Source organism: Affinibrenneria salicis, from assembly GCF_008710095.1.
Genome location: NZ_VYKJ01000017.1, coordinates 52,635 through 73,438 on the forward strand (window position 1 = coordinate 52,635; position 20,804 = coordinate 73,438).

Here is a 20,804-nt window from a genome sequence, read left to right on the forward strand (position 1 = left end):
GTCTCCTTCGCGAGCGGTTTACTTCGTTAAAGTATAGTTGCCGGAGGAAAATACGTCGCGTGACGGGATAGATCAGGCTGAGCGGGGCGACTTACGCGTTTTTTTATCCGCGCTGACCTGCACGACCTCGCTCTCTACCCAGCCATCCTGCAGCCGGGTTTTCAGTATGTCGCCGGCGGCGATCTGGGCGGTATGCTTCACAACGGCGCCGTCCGGCGCGCGCGTCACGCTATAGCCGCGCGCCAGCGTGGCCAGCGGACTGACCGACTCCAGACGCGCGGCGGCGGTGGCGAAATCCTGCTTATGTCGGCTGAGATGCGCAGTGATCGATTGCTGCAGCCGGTAGTGCCATTGCTGCAGACTCTGCCGTGCGCGATAGAGACGGGGTTGCGGCTGCTGTTGGTTTAAACGTTGTTGCAGGCGATCGCTCTGGCGGCGCGCCAGCTGTAAGCGCTGCAGAATGCCGTCATCCAGCCGCTGGCGCAGTTTCAGCAGCAGAGTCTGCTGACGCGCCAGCCGCAGCTGCGGGTGCTGTTGCTGCAGACGATGATGCAGACGGGTGAATTCTCGGTTGCGCCGGGCAAGGTAATAATCCATGGCCATTTCCAGCCGCTGCTGCTGGGATTGGATCTGGCGCAGCAGCTCCAGCTGGTTACGGCTGACCAGTTCGGCCGCCGCGGAGGGCGTGGGCGCGCGCAGGTCGCCGACAAAATCCGCAATGGTGACGTCGGTTTCGTGTCCTACCGCACTGACGATCGGAATTCGGCTGGCGAAGATCGCGCGGGCAACCCGTTCATCATTAAAGCTCCATAGATCTTCCAGCGAACCGCCGCCCCGGCCGACGATCAGCACGTCACACTCATTACGCCGGTTGGCCAGTTCAATCGCTCGCACGATTTGCTGCGGCGCTTCGTTGCCCTGCACCGCAGTGGGGTAAACCACCACCGGCAGCGAGGGATCACGCCGCTGCAGCACCTGCAGGATATCATGCAAAGCCGCGCCGCTGGCGGAGGTGATCACGCCGACCTGCCTGGCCGGGCTGGGCAAAACCTGCTTGAACTGCTGTTCGAACAGGCCTTCTGCGGCGAGACGCTGCTTTAGCTGTTCGAACTGCTGCTGCAGCAGACCATCCCCGGCGGGCTGCATACTTTCGGCCAGCAGCTGATAGTCGCCGCGCGGTTCGTACAGCGTGATGGTCGCGCGAATCAGTACCTGCTGCCCGTTCTGCGGGCGGAAAGTCACCCGACGATTACTGTTGCGAAACATGGCGCAGCGCACCTGCGCCCGTTCATCTTTCAGCGTGAAGTACCAGTGGCCTGAAGAGGGCTGCGCAAGGTTGGATATTTCGCCGGAGAGCCAGATTTGGCCCATCTCCATTTCCAGCAGTTGCCGCACCGTCTGATTGAGACGGCTGACGGTAAAAATAGCAGAGGCGGGAGATTGTGACATTGTGAGTCAGATCAAATTTCAAAACAGCGACTTAATTGACTGATACTACCTGGCCTGATGGGGTAATCAAGCTTTTTTGCAAAAAAAGCTGGAGGCAAGCGATTACGCTCTGTATAATGCCTCGGCAATATTTTATCTATTCCCTCCATCCACTTTGGTGAGATATTGCACATGCTACGTATCGTAAAAGAAGCACTGACCTTTGATGACGTTCTGCTCGTTCCCGCCCATTCTACCGTTCTGCCTAACACCGCTGATCTGAGCACGCAGTTGACGGAAACCATTCGTCTGAATATCCCTATGCTGTCCGCCGCCATGGACACCGTTACCGAGTCTGGTCTGGCGATTGCGCTGGCGCAGGAAGGCGGGCTGGGCTTCATCCATAAAAATATGCCGATTGAGCGTCAGGCGGCAGAAGTCAGCCGGGTGAAAAAACACGAAAGCGGCGTAGTGGTCGATCCAAAGACGGTTACGCCGGAAACCACGCTGCGCGAAGTCAAGGCCCTGACCGAACTCAACGGTTTTGCCGGTTATCCGGTAGTGGCCGCTAATAATGAACTGGTGGGCATTATCACCGGTCGCGACGTGCGTTTTGTTACCGATCTGGAACTGCCTGTTTCGGCGGTTATGACGCCGAAAGAACGTCTGGTGACGGTAAAAGACGCCGAAGCGCGCGATATCGTGCTGCAGAAAATGCATGAGAAACGCGTCGAGAAAGCGCTGGTGGTCGACGATCAATTCCATCTGCTCGGCATGATTACGGTAAAAGATTTCCAGAAAGCGGAACGTAAACCGAACGCCTGTAAAGACGAACACGGTCGTCTGCGCGTCGGTGCTGCGGTCGGCGCCGGCGAAGGTAATGAAGAACGTATCGATGCGCTGGTCGCGGCTGGCGTAGACGTGCTGCTGATTGACTCCTCGCACGGTCATTCCGAAGGCGTGCTGCAGCGTATTCGCGATACGCGCGCTAAATATCCGCATCTGCAGATTATCGGCGGCAACGTGGCGACCGGCGCAGGCGCCAGAGCGCTGGCGGAAGCGGGCGTTAACGCGGTTAAAGTCGGTATCGGCCCTGGCTCCATCTGCACCACTCGTATCGTCACCGGCGTGGGCGTGCCGCAGATTAGCGCGATTTCCGATGCGGTTGACGCGCTGGAAGGTACGGGCATCCCGGTAATTGCCGATGGCGGTATCCGTTTCTCCGGCGACATCGCCAAAGCCATTGCCGCCGGCGCCGCCTGCGTCATGGTGGGGTCGATGCTGGCCGGTACGGAAGAATCTCCCGGCGAAATCGAACTGTATCAGGGCCGCTCCTTTAAATCCTACCGCGGCATGGGGTCGCTGGGCGCGATGTCCAAAGGGTCGTCCGACCGTTATTTCCAGAGCGATAACGCCGCCGACAAGCTGGTGCCGGAAGGGATCGAAGGCCGCGTTGCGTACAAAGGCCACCTGAAAGAGATCGTGCATCAGCAGATGGGCGGCCTGCGTTCCTGCATGGGTCTGACCGGATGCGGCACGATTGACGCGCTGCGCACCAAAGCCGAATTCGTTCGCATCAGCGGCGCCGGGATTCAGGAAAGCCACGTCCATGACGTGACGATCACGAAAGAATCGCCGAACTACCGCATGGGCTAACTCTCCATGACCTCCGAACCGGCCCGCGCGTGGTTAAGCGCCGCGCGCGGGCCGATCGGAGGTGACGTCAGGCGAGTTTGTCAGTAAACTCATTCATCTATTTTTGCCGCTTTCTCCGTATTTGGAATACGCCTCTCATGACAGAAAACATTCATCAACATCGCATTCTTATTCTGGATTTCGGTTCGCAATATACGCAGCTGGTGGCTCGCCGCGTGCGTGAACTCGGCGTGTACTGCGAACTCTGGGCATGGGATGTCACAGAAGCGCAGATTCGCGAATTCAGCCCGAGCGGGATCATCCTTTCCGGCGGACCGGAAAGCACCACCGAATTCAACAGTCCGCGCGCGCCGGAGTATGTATTCCAGGCTGGCGTGCCGGTATTGGGCGTGTGCTACGGCATGCAAACGATGGCTATGCAGCTGGGCGGTCATGTAGAAGGCTCCAGCGAGCGCGAGTTCGGCTATGCGCAGGTGGAAGTCAAGGCGGATTGCGCGTTGGTGCGTGACATTAAGGATGACGTCAGCGCGGCGGGCGAACCGTTGCTGGATGTCTGGATGAGTCACGGCGACAAAGTGACGGCGATTCCCGCCGATTTTGTTACCGTCGCCAGCACGGATACCTGCCCGTTTGCCATTATGGCCAACGAAGAGAAGCGTTTTTACGGCGTTCAGTTCCATCCTGAAGTCACGCATACCCGCCAGGGGCAGCGCCTGCTCGAACGTTTTGTGCGCGATATCTGCCAGTGTGAAGCACTGTGGACGCCGGCGAAAATTATTGACGATGCGGTAGCCCGCATTCGCCAGCAGGTAGGCGATGACCATGTGATCCTCGGTCTGTCCGGCGGGGTGGACTCCTCGGTTACCGCCATGTTGCTGCACCGCGCCATTGGCAAACGTCTGACCTGCGTATTCGTTGATAACGGGCTGTTGCGCCTGAACGAAGCCGACCAGGTGCTGGAGATGTTTGGCGATCAGTTCGGTCTGAACATTGTCCATGTTCCGGCGGAAGAGCGATTCCTGTCCGCTCTGGCGGGAATCGACGATCCGGAAGTGAAGCGCAAAACGATTGGCCGCGTCTTCGTTGAAGTGTTTGATGAAGAAGCGTGTAAACAGTCCGAGGTGAAATGGCTGGCTCAGGGCACCATTTACCCCGACGTTATCGAATCCGCCGCCTCCGCAACTGGTAAAGCGCACGTCATCAAGTCTCACCATAACGTTGGCGGCCTGCCGAAAGAGATGAAGCTCGGTCTGGTTGAACCGCTGAAAGAACTGTTTAAAGACGAAGTGCGTAAAATCGGCCTGGAGCTGGGGCTGCCGCACAGCATGCTATACCGTCACCCGTTCCCGGGGCCGGGTCTGGGCGTGCGCGTATTGGGCGAAGTGAAGAAAGAGTTCTGCGACCTGCTGCGACGCGCTGATGCGATCTTTATTGAAGAACTGCACAAGGCTGATTTGTATAACAAAGTCAGCCAGGCTTTCACTGTCTTCCTGCCGGTACGTTCCGTCGGCGTGATGGGCGACGGCCGTAAGTACGATTGGGTTGTTTCGCTGCGTGCGGTAGAAACCATCGACTTTATGACCGCGCACTGGGCGCACCTGCCGTATGATTTCCTCGGCCGTGTTTCCAACCGCATCATCAACGAAGTGGACGGTATTTCCCGCGTGGTGTATGACGTCTCCGGCAAGCCGCCGGCGACGATTGAGTGGGAGTGAGGGGTTAGCATCCACTGAGTTCCGCTAACGTCTGAAATCGCCAGTAAAATCATAGGATTTACTGGCGATTTTTTCTTTTGTGAGCCATGAAAATCCATCGGAATCCACGCTCTGATACCGTCATTTTTTTGTACTAAATTGAAAAAATACCGTCGCAGGTGACGGTACTTTGACAGCAGCATGGGGAGGTGGAGCGGAGATGTTGACGGATACCCGGTTGAAATCGCTGAAGCCTAAAGAACGGCTTTACAAGGTTGCCGATCGCGATGGGATGTATGTGGCGGTGTTGCCTTCGGGAACCGTTTCATTCCGCTACGATTATCGTCTCAACGGCAGACAAGAAACGCTGGCGATAGGCAAATACGGCCCGATCACGCTATCAGAAGCCAGAGAGCGGTTACGGGAGGTCAAACGACTAATCGAACAGGGCATTTCTCCGGCTATTGAAAAACAACGCCAGAAGCTGCAGGCCAAATCTACCTATTTCGGCGACTGGCTGACGCACTGGTTTGACGATGCCAACTACAAAGACAGTGCGCGCCGCATGATACAGGGCATTATCAAACGCGACGTCGCGCCGAAGTTCGGCAACAAGCTGTTAAGCGAGATCACGCCCGATATACGGCGCAACCACTGCGACAAGGTAAAGAGCCGGGGAGCGTCTGCATCGGCGGTAAAAACGCGCGATATCGTCGGCATCGTATTTACCTGCGCCAAAAGCGCGCGGCGGGAAATACGACAATCCGGCGGAATAATTTCAGGTAAGCACATTGCTCAGACTTAATCGGGCATCTTGCTATTCCGGGGCCAAACAAAACGGACCGTTAGCTCAGCTCAGCGTGGACATTACTAAATAGCTTCGCATAATAGCGCGATACCTGTCCTGCAGGTTGAGTGACAACGATATTATGATTAAATTACAATCAACTGTTTTTAATGATTATTTAAATGTTCTTATCATCAGTTACGCGCTGTGGCATGGTCAAAAGTGAAGCATCAATGCGCGAAGCTATTTAGAACTGAGTGTTGTATTTAATCGTGGGGGCGGTTCAGCCGCTCCTTCGCATACCAGACATTTATCATCAAGACTTAAACCAAAAAAGTAGTTTGCGCAGGCATTGTGTTTTACACTGCGCGCTGCAAAAATTGAGTAGATAAACGATTAAGCAGGCGATAATGGCGATGAACGGAACGATCACAACCTGGTTTAAGGATAAAGGTTTTGGATTTATCAAAGATGAAAACGGTGATAACCGTTATTTTCATGTGATTAAGGTCGCCAACCCTGAACATCTTAAGAAAGATGCGGCGGTCACTTTCGAACCCACCTCTAATAGCAAGGGGTTGTCAGCTTATGCTGTGAAAGTCGTACCGGAAAGCAAATACATCTATATCGCGGGCGAGCGCCTTAAGCTTACGTCGATCAAGTCTTTCCGGGTTTACAGCGAAGAAGTGTCTGCCGATACCCGCATTGATAAAGAAAATGCAGTGCTGTCTGTGGCGGCACTGATGGGGAGTATCAGGCCGAAATCAGCCGCTAAGCCTGGTGAAATGCGTTCTCTGAAAAAACTGGCGATCACCACCTTTCAGGGCGCGACGTTAATCTTCTCGGAAGATGAGATAGACGTGGACGCCACGGTGAAAATGCTCAAGGTCTGAAATAGTTCGGACTGAGCCTGTGCCGAAATGCTGCGCCATTCGCATAAGCAGAATTTCGGCATCGCTTACCAGGAAGTGTCCCGTAACTGTTTTTTGTACAGATCAGCATTGTTATAACTGTGCAAAAAACGCTTTTAAGCGATAAAAATAGTTCTAAAAACGCTCAATATTCAACCCAAAATCACATTCCGGAAATGATTACTACATCACTTTTTGGTATGCAGGGGGTTAAAGGACGCATCCTAAGCTCACTGCGCCGTAATATACGTCTGTTTTACAAACTAAATATGACATATCAATGATTTTCACCAATCGGAAGCTATATCTCGATTATGCTTTTATTGAGTGATTTATGCGCTTGTTTTAGGTTGTGTCCCGCCATTATCTGACTGATGTAAAATCGCACAATACTGACAGAAGTCAGCAGTAAAAACACACAAAAAAAAGTCAAAAAACAAACAAAATTAATGCGTTTTTCCCATCGTCAGTCAGCGAAAATGAATTGCGGGACACAGCCTGGCCATAATACCCATGCAAAGAGCGTTGGGGCCGGCCCTGAGTTGGACATGGAGGTCGATAGCGCTCTGGCGATACCCAGGTCAATTGAAATCTGAGCTTGTCAGGGCTGCCTGCGCGGCCCGTGCCAGAAGCGGATATTATTAACCGTGCCGCGGTGTCTAATCCTGATAACAGGTCACGCCGGCTTCTGACCGGCCCCTCCAAACTCAAACCACACAGTGATCAGGTCATGCAACCTGGTACAGCCTCGAAAATTACAGGTATAATCCCACAAATTATTCAACTGGTTTAGAAACGAAGATGACAAAACTCACCTTACAAGAGCAGATGCTAAAAGCTGGATTAGTGACCAGCAAAAAAATGGCCAAGGTCCAAAGAACGGCTAAAAAATCACGAGTTCAGGCTCGTGAGGCAAAGGCGGCTGTGGAGGAAAATAAAAAAGCGCAACTTGAGCGTGATAAACAGCTAAGCGAACAACAAAAACAAGCAGCTTTATCTAAAGAGTATAAAGCTCAGGTGAAGCAGCTAATTGAAATGAACAGAATTGACATTTCAAAAGGCGATATCGGTTTTAACTTCACAGATAATAATTTAATTAAAAAAATAGTTGTGGATAAGCTGACTCAAGCTCAGCTGATCAGTGGTCGTCTCGCCATTGCTCGTTTGGTTGTCGATAACAGTGGCAAGAGTGAATACGTTATTATCCCCGCGAGCGTAGCCGATAAAATTGCGCAGCGAGATGCGAACAGTATTGTATTAAATAGTGCACTTAGTCAGGAAGAGCAAGATGAAGAAGATCCGTATGCTGATTTTAAAGTGCCCGATGATTTGATGTGGTAATTAACGTTTTGCAGATGCTTATGGATGAAAAGTCCCTCAAGGCTTTTCATTAAGATGCCGGTTCATTAAAAACGCAGTGTTATTCCGGATAGTGATCCTCTCCGCGAATAGTGGCACGCTGTTACGCGAATAAAATCGTTAACAAGATGAACTATGACGCAAGAAAAAGAACAACGCCGCCTCGCCTGAGTCCGCGCCCTCTGCCGCGGGGTAAGATCAACCATGCGGGCTGTTGCTTACGGCGGTAAATACATACCGTGGCGCGTTGCCGATTATTGTCTGGCGTGGTGGTGCAGGCTCTGGGTAATCATCTGATGTAAGGGTTTGTGTTGATCGGTCTGGCGCATTACCACGATCAGCTGGCGGTGAAAGGTTAAATCGCCGAGCGGCACAATGCGCACATGGTTTTCGCGTTCATGCCATAATCCCGCCTGCGGCACCAGCGCCACACCGAGATGGTTTTCCACCATCTTGACAATGGCGTCAATTTCATCGATTTCCAGCGCCAGGGTTGGCTCCAGCCGATGCTCACGTAAAAAGCGCGTCACCAGCCGTCCGCCAAAAGAGGTGCGATCGTAGCGGATAAACGGGTTTTCCCGAATGATTGCCAGCGGATTGTCGCCCGGTAAGTCTGTCGGCGTAATCAGTGCGAAAGGTTCCTGTTTGAGTATTTCATAATACAGATCTTTGCTTAATGCGAAGGCCGGCTTCAGAACAATCGCCAGATCAATATGTCCGGCATCCACTTGCGTTAATAGATCAAATGAAACCCCCGGCAGCAGTTTGGTTTCCAGCGCTGGCGCCTGCTGATGCAGCTGTACCAGCACTTTAGGCAGCAATCCGGTTTGTACGGTGGCGATAGCGCCAATCTTAATGGCTCCGCGGTAGTGATCGATATCTTCCGGCTGCGACATGCGGGCAAAAATCGCCAGAATCTCCTCCGCCATGGGTAATACCCGGTTACCGGCGGTATTTAACTGGGCCGTACGGCCAGAACGATCGAAGAGCTGCATACCGAGCGCCTCTTCCAGTGAGCGAATCTGGGCGCTGACCGCGGATTGCGTCAGACCGATATGCTGTCCGGCGGTCGCAAACGTACCAAATTGCGTTACGGCGACAAAGGTTTTGATTTCTCGTATCATTGCGGCCCCATTCATCAAAAAAAATGTTTATTCGCAGGGGTGAATCCTATTTTTGATAAAAAATAGTAATAACCAGCGGTGAATATTACAAGTCATGTCTGATGCTGGCTTTCGCTGGCGAGTACGTAGATTCCCACCCGCGGCGGCTATCGGTCGATAATCCGGGACTTATGTTTTTCTGGCGCGCGGCTGAACGGTACGATGATATTGCACATGCGTATAGGCGGTAATCAGCTGTTTCAGCGTGGCTAACGGTTCGTTTAGTTCCAGCCCGGTACGGTAGATCAGACCAATATCGCGGTGAAAGGTATGTTGCCCGAGATCCAGCACCCGGATGGATGCCGGCCAGCGTTGATAAGTGAGCGTTTGCGGCACCAACGCAGTGCCAACGCCATTCGCCACCAGTTGGACAATCGCATCCAGTTCATCGACCTCACATATTTCATGTACCGACAGGTGCATTTCCCGTAAAAAGCGTTCAACCTGGCGGCCGCCAAACGATGTGCGGTTATAGCGTACGAAAGGCTGACTACTCAGTAATGCTATCCAGTCATCGCCGGCGATAGCGTGAGGAACCAGCAGACGAAAGGGTTCGCTGACCAGCGTCGACCAGCGTAGATCGCTGTGCAGCGAGAACGGCGGGCGAATAATCGCGGCAATATCCAGTTCGCCGGCATCGACAAGATTGGCCAGTTCCATCGATAACCCCGGCACCACGCGTGAGCGGCATCCCGGGTAGCTTTGATGAAATTTCGCCAGCACTGCGGGCAGCAACGCGCATTGCACCGAGGCTATTGCACCAATATTGACCAGCAGGCTGCTGGTATCCGGCGGATTTACCGAGCCCAGATGGTCATAGAGCTGTAACAGCTCCTGCGCCTGACGCAGCACTTGCTCGCCCATTGGGTTGAGCTGCGCCGAGCGTCCCTTACGTTCGAAAATGGCGAAGCCGAGCCCGGCCTCCAGCCGTTGCATCTGGGCGCTGATTGCCGCCTGAGTCAGGCCGATTTTTTTGCCGGCGGCGGCAAAGGTGCCTTCCCGGGCGACGGCGAGTAGGGTTTTTAGTTCTCGGATCATTGATAGATTTTATTTGATAATTCATAAAAAATATATTGATTTTATTATTGATTATCAAGCCCTACGATGAAGTTCAGTTCCAAATTCAAGGGGTATGGATATGCAATTGCTCGGGCACCTGCTGGATTCAGTTAAACCCTCTGCCACGCTGGAGATAACCCGGCAGGCCGCGGAGATGCGACGCAACGGTATTGACGTCATCAGTCTGTCTCAAGGCGAGCCGGACTTTCAGACGCCAGAGCATATTAATGCGGCGGCGCGCGAAGCGATCGGCCAGGGGCTGACAAAATACACCGACGTTGACGGTACGCCCGAACTGAAGGCGGCGGTCGCGCGTAAATTCGAGCGTGATAACGGTCTGGTCTATGATCGATCCGAAATCAGCGTCGGTACCGGCGGTAAACAGATTATTTTCAACGCCATGCTGGCGACGCTGGATCCCGGTGATGAAGTCATTATTCCGGCGCCGTACTGGGTATCCTACCCGGATATGGTGCGGCTGGCGGGCGGCACGCCGGTGAGTGTTAGCTGCGGTGAGAAGCAAGGGTTCAGGCTGAGGCCGGAACAGTTAGAGTTGGCGATTACGCCGCGAACCAAATGGCTGATTCTCAATTCGCCGGGCAATCCGACGGGCGCCGGTTATAGCGCGGAGGAACTGCGTCACTTAGGCGAGGTATTGCTGGCGCATCCGCAGGTGTATGTTCTGTCCGACGATATGTATGAGCACCTGTGCTATGACGGGTGGACGTTCGTCAACATCGCCGCGGAAGTTCCGGCATTGCGCGAACGTACGCTGACTGTCAATGGCGTATCCAAAGCCTATGCAATGACCGGCTGGCGTATTGGTTATGCCGGCGGGCCGAAAAAATTGATTGCCGCGATGGCGACGATCCAATCACAAAGCACCAGCAACCCCTGCTCGATTGCCCAGGCCGCCGCTCGTGCGGCTCTTGATGGCCCGATGGATTTTCTCGCGCCGCGTAATGAGACATTCCGTCAGCGTCGAGACTTGTGCCTGAAAAGTTTTAATGCGACGCCGGGATTATCCTGTCTGCGTCCGGAAGGCGCGTTTTACCTGTTTCCGTCCTGCCGCGGCCTGTTCGGCCGCACCACGCCGCATGGCGTTCTGCTGCAAAATGATCTGGACGTTTGTCGTTATCTGCTTGAACAGGCCCAGGTTGCCGTGGTGCCCGGCAGCGCTTTCGGCTATGAAGGCCATTTCCGCATCTCTTTCGCAACAGCGACAGAGAAACTTGAACGCGCATGTGAACGTATTCATCAGGCGTGCAGCCAACTGAATTGATAAGGGGAAGACAGATGGATTTAGGCATTGCGGGTAAGCGCGCGCTGGTGATGAGCGCCGGCGGCGGACTGGGCGGCGCTATTGCGCTGGCGCTGGCGAATGAAGGCGTGACGGTTTGTCTGGCCGATAAAAATCAAGCGGCGCTGGAGGAAACGGTAGAAAAAGTACGCGCGCAGGGGGGGACGGCCCATGCTTTTACCTGGGATTTAGGTGATGAAGCGCAGTGGCGCGAGGGCGTTGGCGCGGTGCTGCAGCGTGTCGGCGGCATCGATATCCTGATTAATAATACCGGGGGGCCGCAGCCGGGTCCGGCTTTCGGGCATGAGAGCGCCACGTGGCGCAGCGCCTTTGAATCCATGATTATCCCGGTTATCGGCATTACCGATATGTTGCTGCCGGGGATGCGCGAACGCGGATGGGGACGGATTATCACCAGCACCTCCTCTGGCGTGATCACGCCGATCGCCAACCTGGGCTTATCCAATGCGACGCGTATTTCTCTGCTTGGCTGGTCTAAAACGCTGGCGCGTGATGTCGCCGCGCAGGGCATTACCTCGAATATTATCGTGCCGGGTCGTATTGCCACGGCGCGAACCCGTTTTCTCGACGGCGCCCGGGCGAAACGCGAAGGGCGCGAGCTGGCGGATATTGAAGCCGCAAGCACCGCTACCATTCCATTAGGCCGCTACGGCCGCCCGGAAGAGTATGCCGATGCGGTGGCCTTTCTGGCCAGCGCCCGGGCGGCTTATATCACCGGCTCTACCCTGCGGGTTGATGGCGGCCTAATCAATAATATTTAACCACCGGAGCGGTATTTACCGACTTACAGGAGAGGGCATATGACTTTGTCTAAAGACGCTGCGGCGTTCGCTACGCTGGCCAATATTACGACGGCTACGCTGACCACACTGTTACTGAAGAAAGGGTTGCGCAATGTCTGGATCCGTGGGGCGTTCCCACTTAATTCCGGATTGCCCCGCACGATCGGGCGCGCCTTTACCGTCCGCTTTATTCCGGCCCGTGAGGATCTGGCGACGCCGGAATCCTGGAGTTCCCCGAAGTCGACGCGTGCGGCGATTGAACTGATGCCGGAAGGCTGTATTGCGGTGGTTGACGCCAACGGCGTTCAGGACGCCGGCTTCTGGGGCGATATTTTGTGCGCGCGGATGGCTAAACGTGGCGTTGCCGCGCTGGTCAGCGACGGCGTCGTCCGCGATCGGGCCGGGGTGCTGGAAACCGGCCTGTCTGTCTGGGCGCGCGGCGCTTCAGCGCCGCCCTCCGTTGCCGGGCTGACCTTTGTTGACTGGCAGCAGCCGATCGGCTGTGGCGGCGTTGCCGTTTTTCCGGATGACGTTATTGTCGCTGACCAGGACGGCGCGGTAGTGATTCCGGCCGCGTTGCTGGATGAAATCGTCGAACTGGCCGTTGAACAGGAGCGTCTCGAAAGCTGGATTATGGGCGAAGTTAACGCGGGTGCGGCATTGCCGGGACTTTACCCGCCTAATGAGGAAAACCGCGCTCGTTATGAGGCGACGAAAAAGTCGTAATTTTCTGATGATAACGCCGCGGCGGCCGGCGAATAATAAGGCCGCCGCGATTTATTTATTTCCTCTGTTCATTCCCTCTGTCCGCTACATTTTTTTCTCTTTTCTCTTTTCTCTTTTCTCTTTTCTCTTTTCTCTTTCCCATTTACCCCTTCGTTTTTATTCTATTTAAAAGATGTTGAAATCGTCGGTCGGTATTGACTGAATTACCTGCGGTATTGCTGCACCAGCGCGGTGAAAAACAATCTACGCTTTGCACCTGGCTGGGGATTGTGATGATTAATTATTATTTCATTGCGTTATCGCGATAATAACAAATATTCATTTTCTGCCGCCTGATGTGAATTTTCCTGTCAGAAGACCGTTTTTATCTCTTTTTCTGTCGCTGATTCATCGCATTTATTTATCAGTCAGTTGATATACAAAACATTTTCCTGAATGGCCGGTCTGGTCCCACACTTGCATTTATCTAGAGTAGCTAATTGAGTACTAGCTTTGCGGGCAGCGAGCGTGATGTCAACGCTGTTCATCCTTAGCAGACAACCAGACGGGTGATATATGTCATATGAACTAGAGTCTGATTTTACTGATATGAGTCAGGCCGCTGCGCCTGACCCTGCCTCTGTACGGATCGCAAAACGTGCGGCGATAGCCTCCATGACCGGTACCGCAATTGAATATTATGAGTTTGGTATTTACGGGTTTATGGCGGTGATTATCGGGCCGCTGTTTTTCCCGGGCGATAATCCTGCGGCGGCATTGCTTTCTATTCTGGCGGTGTTCGGCAGCGCCTTCTTTATCCGGCCATTAGGCGGTATTTTGCTGGGGCGCATTGGCGATCGCATCGGTCGGCGTAAGGTTCTGTTGTTGACCGTAATTGGCATGGGCGGGGCGACGGCGGCGATCGGCATGTTGCCGGTTACCGCCTCCATCGGCATAGCGGCGCCGATACTGCTGGTCTGTTTACGCCTGATACAGGGCTTTTTTGCCGGCGGTGAAATCATTGGCGCGGCGGCGTTTGTCGCTGAATCATCGCCCACCGGCCGGCGGGGATTTTATGGCTCATTTACCCCGGTTGGCGTGGCGTTGGGCGGCGCGCTGGCGGCGATTATTTGTGGACTTGTTACTACGATTCTTGATGCGCAGCAATTACAGGCCTGGGGGTGGCGGATTCCGTTTCTGTTGACGCTGCCGCTGGTGCTGTTTTCTGTCCATGTGCGTCATCATGTGGAAGAAACGCCGGCATTCAAACAGTTTATTTCCGGCAGTAAAAAAGTGGCGCATACGCCATTTATGTCGGTATTGCGCGGCCATTCGTCGGCGTTGATCCGGGTTGTTATGCTGACCTTCGGGCAAAATGCCGGCTACTGGATCGGGGTGGTGTTTATGAATATTTATCTCACCACCTATCTGGGTTATGAAAAACAACATGTGTTCTGGTTGATGGCGGCGCTGGGCTTATGTGTAGCGGCGATGATGCCATTTTGGGGGGGATTATCCGATCGTCTGGGGCGGCGTAAATTGCTCTTAACCGGTTTTGTCGGTTATGTGGTGATCGTTATTCCGATGATGTTATTAATGGATAGCCATAATATCTGGATTGCCGCGCTGGCGATGCTGATTGCGACACTGCCAATGCCGATTATTCAGTCTGTGGGCTACCCGACCTATGCCGAGCAGTTTCCGACCCCGGTACGTTATACCGCGATGGCGATCAGTATCAATCTCGGGGCGATCCTCGGCGGCGGCATCACGCCGTATCTGGTCACCGCGTTGATTAATAAAACCGGTATTTTATTGATGCCGGGCTTCTTTATGGCGTTTGCCGCGTTATTCAGTCTGTTTGCCTTGTTACGCATGCGCGACACGCACAAGGATTCATTAAAATAATCCCCGAGGGAAAGCGTGAATATGGGACGGGGCGACGGTGCTGCATGATGTTTATTCATTGCCGACGCAGGCATTACGCTGCGCCCCGGCAGCCGGGAACTCGATGAGCCGGCGTCGGCGGCGAGATTAATCGGGACTATTCGATAAAGCGTATCCAGTGTTCTCCCTGATGCCGGCAGTAGTTACGACAAACTTTACGCGCAATTTCCGCCACGTCGGAGATCAGCGGAGAGGCATTTTTCATGTAGGAAATAGCCATCTGGAACGGCAGCGAGCCAGGCAATGCCAGCTCCTGTAACTCATGCCGTTCCAGCGGCTCTTTAACCAGGACGCCGGGCATGATCGCCACGCCGACGCCTTCACGCGCCAGCGCCACCAGCGTGGCCAGCGAAGGGGTGCCGGAAATGCGTAATTCACTGGGCAGCAGACCCTGTTCTGCCGCCAGCTGTTGAGCGATAGCGACTGCCGATTCATAAGGCACTGAACCGCGCATTTGGGTCAGTAGCTGTTTACTTAATATGTTGCGAACAAGGTCATGAGGGGGAATGAGTCGGTGATGCGCGATCCAGTGTATGGGGACTTCGGCAATTGCCCGGGTGATGGCAAATGGATTATCGCTTTCATCGTCTTTAACCCGAATTAATAAATCAACGTCGCGGCGCATTAATTGTATTTTCAGGTCGGTGGTCAGTTCGACCGACAGATCGATAGTGACATCCGCCATCATTCGGTTCATTACTTTCATCAATTCCGGCAGGAAAGTATGGACGACGGTTTCAATAATGCCGATACGTATTTTGCCTTTTTCTTTTACGGGGAATTTAGCCATGCGTTCCAGTTGCTGGGTCGATTCCATCAGGCGCTCAGCATACGGCAGTAAACGTAAACCATCGGAGGTTAATTGCAGTGTTTTATGATCCCAGTTGAACAGCACCGCATTCAGTTGCGCTTCAAGTTTCTTCACGCGCATCGAGATTGCCCCTGGCGTGGAATGCATGCGTTTAGCAACCTGACGGACGCTGCCGATATGGGCTAAAAGGACAAAGGTTTCAACAAATCGAGTGTTCATTCATGCCTCAGGCTGGTGCGGTAAACCGGTGGTCGGTCAATTTGCACATGATGAGTGCCATAACGGTTAAATTTAACTGAACAGGTACTCTGATTATTCTTTGATAGACACCATAATTTGTCTATTCAAATAATAACAAAAGATTTCAGGATTAATGGAGTAAGACAGTGATATTGGATTTGCCTGTTTTTTTTACTGCGAACGACAGGGCTGGCGGCAGCATTTCTGCTTCCGGCGATAGCTGCGTGATCCTCGAATTTTCTTCCGTGTTAAACCCTGAAACCAATCGTCAGGCAGCCAAAGCCGCCGCTATGCTAACCGAGGCGAAAGAGGCCGGAAGGCTAACCGGTATTCTGGATATCGTCCCGGCCATGGTCACCGTCGGGATTCACTATCAGCCTGAGCGGATCATCTGCGGCGAGGGAGAGCGCTCGCCCTATGAGGCGCTATGTCGGCAAATTTTTACGGTTTTGCAGGCGCCTTTTTCTGCCGCCATTCCGCCTCCGCGGCGGATTGACATCCCGGTCTGCTATGGCGGCGCTTTCGGACCTGATCTCGCGCAGACGGCGGAACGGTGCGGCTTATCCCCGGCGCAATTAATTGAAAAACATACCGAGCAGTGGCTGGAGGTGTTGATGCTGGGGTTCGCTCCCGGACATGCCTATATCGGCACGCTGGATAACGCCCTTAATCCGCCGCGACGAACGACGCCGCGGACACGGGTGCGACAGGGCAGCATTGGCTTGGCCAACCGGCAATCGGTGATTTATCCCATGGATTTGCCTGGCGGCTGGAACATTATTGGCCGGACGCCGTTAACGGTATTTGCAACTGACAGAGAAACGCCTTGTTTATTGCGTAATGCCGATCATGTGAAGTTTTTCGCGATCGATGAATCGACGTTTTATGAAATGACACAGGAAGCACAGTGATGGGGATCCAGGTGATTAAACCGGGTTTATGCACCACGATTCATGATCAGGGGCGCTATGGTTATCAGCACTTAGGCGTTCCGGTCAGTGGACCGATGGATGAGGTAAGCCACACGCTGGCCAATCTGCTGGTGGGGAATCCGCGCGATTGCAGTACGCTGGAGGTGACGCTGTTAGGGCCGGAATTGTTGTTCCAGTCGCGTTGCCTGATGGCGATAGCCGGGGCCGATCTGTCCGCTACGCTCGATGGCGCGGCAATAAAGCCTGGCGTCGCGATGCGGGTTGAGGCCGGCGGCATATTGCGTTTTGGTCAGCGAATATCCGGGGCGCGCGCCTATATTGCAGTGCATGGCGGCTACCTGATCCCGCCGGTATTGGGGAGCCGCAGCACCTATTGTCATGGCCGCTTTGGCGGTATCGCCGGGCGACCGCTACAGGCGGGCGATCAAATCGCTATTCCATCCTCGTTCAGAAATGTGTTGCCGCGCTTGCCGCCTCCGCAGAGTTTGATGGTTGATCGGTTCCCGGCGGCGCCGATCCGGGTGATCGCCGGGCGGGAATGGCGTTATTTTAGCGAAGAGGCCCGACAGGCGCTGACGGAAAACGATTATCAGATCTCCAGCGAGTCGGAACGCATGGGCTACCGGTTGATCGGCGATGCGCTATCGCTGCGCGAACCTCTGGAGCTGCTCTCGGAGGCGGTAACCTTCGGCACTATTCAGGTCCCCCCCAGCGGCCAGCCTATTTTGTTAATGGCCGATCGCCAGACCACCGGGGGATATCCCAAAATTGCGCATGTCATCAGCGTCGATTTACCCCTGCTGGCGCAGCGTTTGCCGGGGGAGACGATCCATTTCGCGTTGTGCGATCTCCATCAGGCGCAAATGCTGCGAATAGAGCGTGCGCGCCTGATCGATTCACTGGAAGAATATTATGTTTAAGCCGGATTTGAATAGCGTTCAGCGCCAAAGCTTCTCATTGGGCAACGACGCGGAGCTTAACGATCATTTTGTTCGCCGTGGCGACGGTGAGCTGATTTTCTATGTATACAACGTGAGATATAAGTCAGATGAACATTCGGCAGATTAAAAAATTAATCCATTTTCTTGGGCAATCCACGATCAGTGAGCTGGATGTTTCGGACGGAATCTGTTCTATACGGATGCGGCAGAGTGCTCCCTGTGCCGATGTGATATTCGCAGGGGTATCCGCTCCGTTATTGCCGGCGGCGTCGGTCGCAGCAGAGGCGGACGTCACTCAGGTAACGTCACCCAGCGTCGGCATGTTTTACCGGCAATCTGATGAGGCGTCGTCTCCTTATGTGGAGATTGGTCGGCGGGTAAAAAAAGGCGATATGCTGGGCGTCATTAAAATGATGCGGGTAAGCAGTCCGGTGCTATCGGCAACGGATGGCATTATTGCGTCGATTTTAGTGGAGAATGGACAACCGGTTGAATATGAACAGCCGTTGTTCACCATCGGTTAATGTCTATATCGAAATATGCCAGATTTTCGCCGTGTGTGTGCTCTAAAATAATTCGTGTTGCAGGAAGGCGGCAAGAGAGCGAATCCCGATGAGCTGACTCAAGTCAGCGATTCGGGTGAGCGAGCGTAGCCAACGCACCTGCAACTTACAGTATGACAGGTATAAATAGCTTCGCATAATAGCGCTGCGCTTGCTCTGCAGGTTGAATGACAACGATATTATGATTAAATCATAATTAGCTGTTTTAATGATTATTTTAATGCTCTCATCATCAGCTACGCGCGATAGCATGGTCAACAGTGAAGCATCAATGCGTGAAGCGATTTATAATATGCAATACCTTTATTATTGATAACGCAGCAGCCTGATGTTGAACTATCCCCTGAATAATACAGATTGCAGGATAAAACGTTAGCGTTTTGCACAACGCAATGCGCCTGTGGCTTGACGTATGGCGGGGCTAAATAAGCATGACTATTATTGTGCGGCAGCACGATATTGGTGCGCCGGCTGTTTATAAATATTAAACAGCTATGGCGATTATTTCTGGCTGGACATCGTTTTTGTCCTGCTAAAGAATAAAGTTTCCCATTATTAATTATCAGGTGATCGCAATGTCTACTATTTGGCATAATCCGGCTGAATTTCGTCAGGCGGTTCGGGAGCGCCGGTTTACTATTCCAACTGCCGGCCAGTGTCCCGGATATACTCAGGGCAATCTGGCGATTTTACCGCGGCAATACGCCGATGCTTTTTTACGTTTTGCCCGTCTGAATCCTAAATCCTGCCCGGTGATCGGCATGACCGAACCGGGCAGCGGCAAGGTGCCGGAGTTGGGGGATATTGATATCAAAACGGATTGTCCCTTCTACTATGTGTTTCATGAAGGGAAACGGGTGGCAGAGGTAGAAAATTTGCACGATGTCTGGCGTGATGATTTAGTCGGTTTTGTTATCGGCTGCTCCTATTCGTTTGAAGAGGCATTGCTCGATGCCGGGATTCCGATTCGCCATATTGAACAGGGAACCAATGTCCCGATGTATATTACCCATATTGCCAACGGCCGGGCCGGCGATTTTGCCGGCAACATGGTGGTGAGCATGCGCCCGATGACGCCAGCGCAGGCGATTCGTGCGGTCCAGGTCACCTCCCGTTTTCCTGATGTGCACGGTGCGCCGGTTCATTTGGGCGATCCCGCCCTGATTGGCATTCGCGATATTGACACGCCAGACTTTGGTGGCCGTTCGCTGATTAACGCGGGCGAAATCCCGGTATTTTGGGCGTGCGGCGTGACGCCGCAGGAAGCGATACGTTCGGCGGGTTTGCCTTTCGCGATTACCCACTCCCCGGGCCATATGGTGGTGACGGATATCCGCAATAGCCATCTGGCTGCATTTTAACGCGGCCAGATAACTGGCCGCGGCGGAAAAATACATTGAAGCCTTGCTGGATAGGCGCGGGGAATATAATGTTGCGCGTTAATTTCAGCGGTTCCCTCGTTATCGTTTAAAACGACAAGGCGGAAAGCGGCGGGGGGGAAGAATATCCATCCTGTCCGGTGGCGGTGGTTTTGCTCCGCCATCGTGCGCACGGTCAGTACCGAAATTGCTGCGCGGCTTGAGCGTTAAGCCCGCCCGGGAAGGTTTCGCGGGCGGGTTGCTATGCCTGTGTCAGAACGTATAGGTAACGGCGGCCGTGCCGGTTACTTGACTACGTCGAAAAACGATCGGGCTGTCTGCGGCATGATCGCCGAGCCACGTATAGCCCGCGCTAAATGACGTTCCCCAGTGGCTGGAGAACTGATGGCTCCACGTCAGACTGGTGTCGATGCCATAAAATCCGCCTGCCGTGTTGAAGCGGTGATAGCCTGAGCGGGCGCTTTGCTGTTTATTCACGCCGTAAAACGTATTCATATAGCGATGGTCGCCAAATAACGCGGCGGCCTGCCATGCCAGCGTATCGCTGTCGTTCTGAATGGGCAGTAAGGTTAATGACGTTCGGTATTGCCCCCCCTGGCCGTCGCTGAGCGGCAGAGAGGCTTTTCCCTCCACTGAAACCCAGGGCGCTATCGTCCATCCTATGGCGATCGTAGTGTTAACGGCGGAGTTAATGTTTCCCATGCCTTTCAGCTTGTTGGCGCCTTCGCGCCAGCTGGAGTTTTTTTCCGAACGACCGAGGGTATATCCCAGCGTATGTTCCAGATAAAGCCCGTTATCGCTTATCAGGTCATACCCGATGCCCTGCTGGGAATCCAGAAAAAAGGCGCCGTATCGGGCCTGAACGACCGGCATTACCTGCATGGCTCGCTTCTCCGAACCGCTGTAGCGCGGTGCGTTTTGCGCGCCTATGCCCACCGTTACCGATGATTGAGACGGGTTATCACTCTCATCAGCCCTGGCGACGGCTGTTGTACCAGCGGTGATAAAACAAAGCGTACACAACATGATATTACGGGTTTTCATCAAGCCACCTCACGGGTAAATTATTTAGCGGCCATTGTCGGCAATGGCCTGACTGGGGCGGGATTATGAAGCGGCATTATCA

At 53.7% G+C, this 20,804-nt stretch carries 18 protein-coding genes; 13 read left to right on the top strand and 5 right to left on the bottom strand.

Translation table 11 applies throughout. The features are described 5' to 3' along the window. Positions 1-72 precede the first annotated feature (72 nt). Entirely contained in the window at positions 73-1,449 is a 1,377-nt protein-coding gene (gene xseA, locus FJU30_RS23620) for an exodeoxyribonuclease VII large subunit (protein ID WP_150437417.1), read from the bottom strand. Between the two features lie 171 nt (positions 1,450-1,620). On the opposite strand from xseA, the gene guaB reads away from it, so the two are divergent. From guaB to FJU30_RS23650, 5 genes are all read left to right on the top strand, one after another. Beyond that, positions 1,621-3,084, top strand: coding sequence for an IMP dehydrogenase (gene guaB / locus FJU30_RS23630; RefSeq protein WP_150437418.1), 1,464 nt, complete (start codon positions 1,621-1,623; stop codon positions 3,082-3,084). A gap of 137 nt (positions 3,085-3,221) precedes the next feature. Further along, entirely contained in the window at positions 3,222-4,799 is a 1,578-nt protein-coding gene (gene guaA, locus FJU30_RS23635) for a glutamine-hydrolyzing GMP synthase (protein ID WP_150437419.1), read from the top strand. A 199-nt stretch (positions 4,800-4,998) separates the two neighbouring features. Then, positions 4,999-5,583, top strand: a complete 585-nt coding sequence (locus FJU30_RS23640) for a tyrosine-type recombinase/integrase (protein ID WP_150437420.1) — start codon at positions 4,999-5,001, stop codon at positions 5,581-5,583. Positions 5,584-5,975: 392 nt separating this feature from the next. Next, positions 5,976-6,458, top strand: coding sequence for a cold-shock protein (locus FJU30_RS23645; protein WP_150437421.1), 483 nt, complete (start codon positions 5,976-5,978; stop codon positions 6,456-6,458). Between the two features lie 819 nt (positions 6,459-7,277). Next, positions 7,278-7,817: a DUF2058 domain-containing protein gene (locus FJU30_RS23650; RefSeq protein ID WP_150437422.1), complete on the top strand. Its 540-nt coding sequence runs from the start codon at positions 7,278-7,280 to the stop codon at positions 7,815-7,817. Between the two features lie 272 nt (positions 7,818-8,089). Here FJU30_RS23650 and FJU30_RS23655 read toward each other — a convergent pair whose 3' ends face one another. Both FJU30_RS23655 and FJU30_RS23660 read right to left on the bottom strand, forming a co-directional pair. Further along, the gene (locus FJU30_RS23655; RefSeq protein WP_150437423.1) at positions 8,090-8,959 is read right to left on the bottom strand and encodes a LysR substrate-binding domain-containing protein; all 870 of its coding nucleotides are present in this window, start codon (positions 8,957-8,959) and stop codon (positions 8,090-8,092) included. Positions 8,960-9,127: 168 nt separating this feature from the next. Continuing rightward, entirely contained in the window at positions 9,128-10,036 is a 909-nt protein-coding gene (locus FJU30_RS23660) for a LysR family transcriptional regulator (RefSeq protein WP_150437424.1), read from the bottom strand. A gap of 94 nt (positions 10,037-10,130) precedes the next feature. On the opposite strand from FJU30_RS23660, the gene FJU30_RS23665 reads away from it, so the two are divergent. The 4 genes from FJU30_RS23665 (at position 10,131) to FJU30_RS23680 (ending at position 14,773) form a co-directional block, all read left to right on the top strand. Next, a complete protein-coding gene (locus tag FJU30_RS23665) occupies positions 10,131-11,339 on the top strand; it encodes a pyridoxal phosphate-dependent aminotransferase (protein WP_395858811.1) in 1,209 nt (402 codons plus the stop codon). A gap of 14 nt (positions 11,340-11,353) precedes the next feature. After that, on the top strand, positions 11,354-12,139 hold the full coding sequence (locus FJU30_RS23670; protein WP_150437426.1) for an SDR family oxidoreductase: 786 nt from the start codon (positions 11,354-11,356) through the stop codon (positions 12,137-12,139). Between the two features lie 39 nt (positions 12,140-12,178). After that, the gene (locus FJU30_RS23675; RefSeq protein WP_150437427.1) at positions 12,179-12,886 is read left to right on the top strand and encodes a ribonuclease activity regulator RraA; all 708 of its coding nucleotides are present in this window, start codon (positions 12,179-12,181) and stop codon (positions 12,884-12,886) included. A gap of 654 nt (positions 12,887-13,540) precedes the next feature. Then, positions 13,541-14,773 carry an MFS transporter gene (locus tag FJU30_RS23680; protein ID WP_223881684.1) on the top strand — a complete coding sequence of 411 codons (1,233 nt, stop codon included), beginning with the start codon at positions 13,541-13,543 and terminating at the stop codon, positions 14,771-14,773. 136 nt (positions 14,774-14,909) lie between these two features. Here FJU30_RS23680 and FJU30_RS23685 read toward each other — a convergent pair whose 3' ends face one another. Beyond that, positions 14,910-15,842 carry a LysR family transcriptional regulator gene (locus FJU30_RS23685; RefSeq protein WP_150437429.1) on the bottom strand — a complete coding sequence of 311 codons (933 nt, stop codon included), beginning with the start codon at positions 15,840-15,842 and terminating at the stop codon, positions 14,910-14,912. Positions 15,843-16,009: 167 nt separating this feature from the next. On the opposite strand from FJU30_RS23685, the gene pxpB reads away from it, so the two are divergent. The 4 genes from pxpB to FJU30_RS23705 all read left to right on the top strand — a co-directional run bounded on the left by pxpB (position 16,010) and on the right by FJU30_RS23705 (position 19,660). Then, the gene (pxpB, locus tag FJU30_RS23690; protein WP_150437430.1) at positions 16,010-16,774 is read left to right on the top strand and encodes a 5-oxoprolinase subunit PxpB; all 765 of its coding nucleotides are present in this window, start codon (positions 16,010-16,012) and stop codon (positions 16,772-16,774) included. Next, a complete protein-coding gene (locus FJU30_RS23695) occupies positions 16,774-17,715 on the top strand; it encodes a 5-oxoprolinase subunit C family protein (protein ID WP_150437448.1) in 942 nt (313 codons plus the stop codon). Before pxpB ends, FJU30_RS23695 begins: the two co-directional genes overlap by 1 nt. A gap of 248 nt (positions 17,716-17,963) precedes the next feature. After that, positions 17,964-18,260: an acetyl-CoA carboxylase biotin carboxyl carrier protein gene (locus FJU30_RS23700; RefSeq protein WP_223881685.1), complete on the top strand. Its 297-nt coding sequence runs from the start codon at positions 17,964-17,966 to the stop codon at positions 18,258-18,260. Positions 18,261-18,874: 614 nt separating this feature from the next. After that, positions 18,875-19,660, top strand: coding sequence for a putative hydro-lyase (locus FJU30_RS23705; protein WP_150437432.1), 786 nt, complete (start codon positions 18,875-18,877; stop codon positions 19,658-19,660). A 270-nt stretch (positions 19,661-19,930) separates the two neighbouring features. On the opposite strand, the gene FJU30_RS23710 is transcribed toward FJU30_RS23705, so the two are convergent. After that, positions 19,931-20,722, bottom strand: coding sequence for a MipA/OmpV family protein (locus tag FJU30_RS23710; RefSeq protein WP_150437433.1), 792 nt, complete (start codon positions 20,720-20,722; stop codon positions 19,931-19,933). Between the last annotated feature and the right edge of the window lie 82 nt (positions 20,723-20,804).

Excerpts from the sequence above, each read along its gene's own strand:
- xseA (WP_150437417.1), bottom strand. The coding sequence starts at position 1,449 with ATGTCACAATCTCCCGCCTCTGCTATTTTTACCGTCAGCCGTCTCAAT.
- guaB (WP_150437418.1), top strand. The coding sequence starts at position 1,621 with ATGCTACGTATCGTAAAAGAAGCACTGACCTTTGATGACGTTCTGCTC.
- guaA (WP_150437419.1), top strand. The coding sequence starts at position 3,222 with ATGACAGAAAACATTCATCAACATCGCATTCTTATTCTGGATTTCGGT.
- FJU30_RS23640 (WP_150437420.1), top strand. The coding sequence starts at position 4,999 with ATGTTGACGGATACCCGGTTGAAATCGCTGAAGCCTAAAGAACGGCTT.
- FJU30_RS23645 (WP_150437421.1), top strand. The coding sequence starts at position 5,976 with ATGGCGATGAACGGAACGATCACAACCTGGTTTAAGGATAAAGGTTTT.
- FJU30_RS23650 (WP_150437422.1), top strand. The coding sequence starts at position 7,278 with ATGACAAAACTCACCTTACAAGAGCAGATGCTAAAAGCTGGATTAGTG.
- FJU30_RS23655 (WP_150437423.1), bottom strand. The coding sequence starts at position 8,959 with ATGATACGAGAAATCAAAACCTTTGTCGCCGTAACGCAATTTGGTACG.
- FJU30_RS23660 (WP_150437424.1), bottom strand. The coding sequence starts at position 10,036 with ATGATCCGAGAACTAAAAACCCTACTCGCCGTCGCCCGGGAAGGCACC.
- FJU30_RS23665 (WP_395858811.1), top strand. The coding sequence starts at position 10,131 with ATGGATATGCAATTGCTCGGGCACCTGCTGGATTCAGTTAAACCCTCT.
- FJU30_RS23670 (WP_150437426.1), top strand. The coding sequence starts at position 11,354 with ATGGATTTAGGCATTGCGGGTAAGCGCGCGCTGGTGATGAGCGCCGGC.
- FJU30_RS23675 (WP_150437427.1), top strand. The coding sequence starts at position 12,179 with ATGACTTTGTCTAAAGACGCTGCGGCGTTCGCTACGCTGGCCAATATT.
- FJU30_RS23680 (WP_223881684.1), top strand. The coding sequence starts at position 13,541 with ATGACCGGTACCGCAATTGAATATTATGAGTTTGGTATTTACGGGTTT.
- FJU30_RS23685 (WP_150437429.1), bottom strand. The coding sequence starts at position 15,842 with ATGAACACTCGATTTGTTGAAACCTTTGTCCTTTTAGCCCATATCGGC.
- FJU30_RS23695 (WP_150437448.1), top strand. The coding sequence starts at position 16,774 with ATGGGGATCCAGGTGATTAAACCGGGTTTATGCACCACGATTCATGAT.
- FJU30_RS23705 (WP_150437432.1), top strand. The coding sequence starts at position 18,875 with ATGTCTACTATTTGGCATAATCCGGCTGAATTTCGTCAGGCGGTTCGG.
- FJU30_RS23710 (WP_150437433.1), bottom strand. The coding sequence starts at position 20,722 with ATGAAAACCCGTAATATCATGTTGTGTACGCTTTGTTTTATCACCGCT.